We start from the raw sequence: 2636 nt of genomic DNA on the forward strand, positions 1-2636 counted from the left end.
CTTCGTCGTTTCCGAAAGCTTGGCCAAACCGTGGCCACACCGGATCTAGGAAATGCCCTTATCGTCCCGCCATGGCGAGCATCAGGAAGCGCGAGAAGAAGACGGGGCCACCGACCTTCCAGGTCCGCTGGCTCGAGGGCGGGCGCGGCGGTTCGTGGGAGGACGAGTCCTTCGGCGACGAGGGCCAGGCGGAGGAGTTCCGCCGCCTGGTCGAGGCGCACGGCAACAAGTGGCCGTACGGGTGGATCAAGGGGCGGGGCTTCGTCGAGCCGGACGAGCAGCCGGGTGACGTACTGCTGGTCGAGTGGGCGAATCGCTACGTCGGCCGGCTCACGGGAGTCGACGACCGGACGCGCGAGGACTACGCGCGCGAGGTGCGGCTGCACTTCTCCCACCTCGAGCACGTGCGCACCGACGGCATCGCGGTGCCGGCGACAATCTGCAACCTCACGCAGGACGACATCACCGACTGGGTGCGCCGGGAGCAGGACGGGGACCCGAACCCGGACGAGAAGGGGAAGTGGCTCCGACGGCCAGCGGACCCGAAGTCGATCAGCAATCGGCACGGGCTGCTGTACTGCGTGGTGCAGGCCGCCATCGATGCGACACCGCAGCTGCGCACGACGAACTGCTGCAAGAAGACGAAGCTCCCCCGGCTCGATGACCAGACCGTCGAGGAGATGACCTTCCTCGAGCGGGACGAGTACGCGCGGGTGGCACTCGAGATCAAGGACCCTGACGCTCGAGACCTGGCGGACTGGCTGGTCGGGACGGGCATGCGCTGGGGCGAGGCCAGCGCGCTCCAGGTGCGGGACCTCTCGCTCAACTCCGAAATCCCGACGGCCCGGGTGCAGCGGGCCTGGAAGAAGGCCAAGGTGGGCTCTGAGAAGTCGTTCTACCTCGGCCCGCCCAAGACCACTAAGGCGCGCCGTCTGGTGGCTCTGACGCCCGCTCAGGCCGCGATGGCGCGGCGCCTCACGACGGGGCTGATGCCGGAGCAGTTCGTTTTCCGCGCCGCGATGGGCGGTCCCTGGCGGCACTCGAATTTCTACGACCGGAAGTGGCAGCCGGCGGTGAAGGCTGCGGTGAAGAAGGGGCTGCCGAAGCGGCCGCGCATCCATGATCTCCGGCATACGCATGTGGCGTGGCTGATCGAGAAGCGGATCCCCCTGCCGGCGATTCAGAACCGGCTCGGGCACGAGAGCATCCAGACCACGGTCGACCGGTACGGGCACCTGGTCCGCGACCTCGACGACCAGATCACCGCGGCGATCGCGGCCGTCATGGACGTGGAGCCGCCGCGCGCGGGACTGCGCGCCGTGTAGCTGCTGGCACGGCCGAGGGGCGGCAGGGTATCCCTGCCGCCCCTCTTCGGAATGCGTGCGTTACAGGCACACGGGGATCAGCGGCGACGTCAGCAGCGCCTCGTCGTAGTCGTACCAATCCTGGATCCACAGTCCGTCACCAGCGATGCGGCCGAGCATCCGGTTCATCTCGTCACGGAGGGCTCGAGTGCAGTACCCCTCACGGATGAGCCAGACGCAGAGGCCCTTCTCCTCCACCGTCATCAGTATCGTGCCGCTCGGCATGCGATGGGCGGGGATGATTTCCCATCGAGACACAGCGATCTCGAGGCCCTCGCTGGGCTGCTGCATCCGGCCCTCGTGGGTCCACCGCTGCCGCCACATACCGTGACCGATCTGATGGCTGGTGATGTGGTTGAACTCCGCGCGGAGTCGGCTGTCCGCGTGGTCCTTGTGCAGGAAGATGTCGGCACGCTCGCCCTTGTAGTCCTCGACATGGACGAGGCTGCCGATCGGGATCTTGTCGTGCCGTGCTAGGTGGTACGTGGCCGACCTGTGCTGGTCTTGCATTAAGGCCCCCTGTGACCCGCGCGCTGCCTTACCGCTGGCGTCGGGCAGCACGGAACAGTGGTTCTCTTCCACCCCCCTAGGCGGACGACCATCATGCACCGCAGGGCCACTTTCAGCCAATACCCGACACACTCTGAGTAATCGACCGAGCCCAACTCGACCATTTTGTACGGGAGTTGGAGTGAGAATGGGCGATCAGTCGAGCTTTGCGTCACGCCAAGACTGAGTCAGGTCGTCCGCTTTGGCCTGATCTTCCGGGCTCATCTCCCTGTACCCGGGAACGAGCGCCCGGGTCTTGCGGTCCTCGCTCCAGACCGGGTCGATGGCGAAGAACTGGCTGCCCGCCGCTGCCTGGACTCGCGGCCACGGGACGTCGAGGCCGGCGCGGAGCCCCTGGAGTTTCGTCAGATCGGGGATGTCCCTGAGGGTCCCCTTCTCGAGCCGGTCGATCCAGTTGTGATCGACGACGGGGCCGGCCTCCGGATGCTCCGGGTCGATGCAGCGTGCGGCCAGCGCGCGCAGTGAGAGCGGGCGGTCGACGCTGCCCAGCTCGCGCCGCCGTTCGCGCACGAGGTCTGCCAGATCTGTGCGAGCTCCCTGCTCAGCCATGACGCCTTCCTGCCGCTTCGAAGCGCCCGCCGGACGCGTGTTGTCTACGTGGCTGGTGATACGTCGCCGCGATTCCCCCTGTTCACCCGCACTGGCTGTCGCAGAAGACAGACAAAGTGTCCACGGGCGGGGACTGAACATGCTAGGGCGCAT

3 protein-coding genes are annotated in these 2636 nt (G+C 66.9%); 1 reads left to right on the forward strand and 2 read right to left on the reverse strand.

What is annotated here, in order from left to right:
- Positions 1 to 71: 71 nt before the first annotated feature.
- A complete protein-coding gene (locus tag IE265_RS37935) occupies positions 72 to 1325 on the forward strand; it encodes a tyrosine-type recombinase/integrase (RefSeq protein WP_190040354.1) in 1254 nt (417 codons plus the stop codon).
- Between the two features lie 60 nt (positions 1326 to 1385).
- On the opposite strand, the gene IE265_RS37940 is transcribed toward IE265_RS37935, so the two are convergent.
- Positions 1386 to 1874, reverse strand: coding sequence for a hypothetical protein (locus IE265_RS37940; protein WP_190040355.1), 489 nt, complete (start codon positions 1872 to 1874; stop codon positions 1386 to 1388).
- Positions 1875 to 2069: 195 nt separating this feature from the next.
- Complete coding sequence (locus IE265_RS37945; RefSeq protein WP_190040356.1) at positions 2070 to 2483, reverse strand: XRE family transcriptional regulator; 414 nt, start codon at positions 2481 to 2483, stop codon at positions 2070 to 2072.
- Between the last annotated feature and the right edge of the window lie 153 nt (positions 2484 to 2636).

Source organism: Streptomyces fructofermentans, from assembly GCF_014651055.1.
GTDB lineage: Bacteria > Actinomycetota > Actinomycetes > Streptomycetales > Streptomycetaceae > Streptomyces > Streptomyces fructofermentans.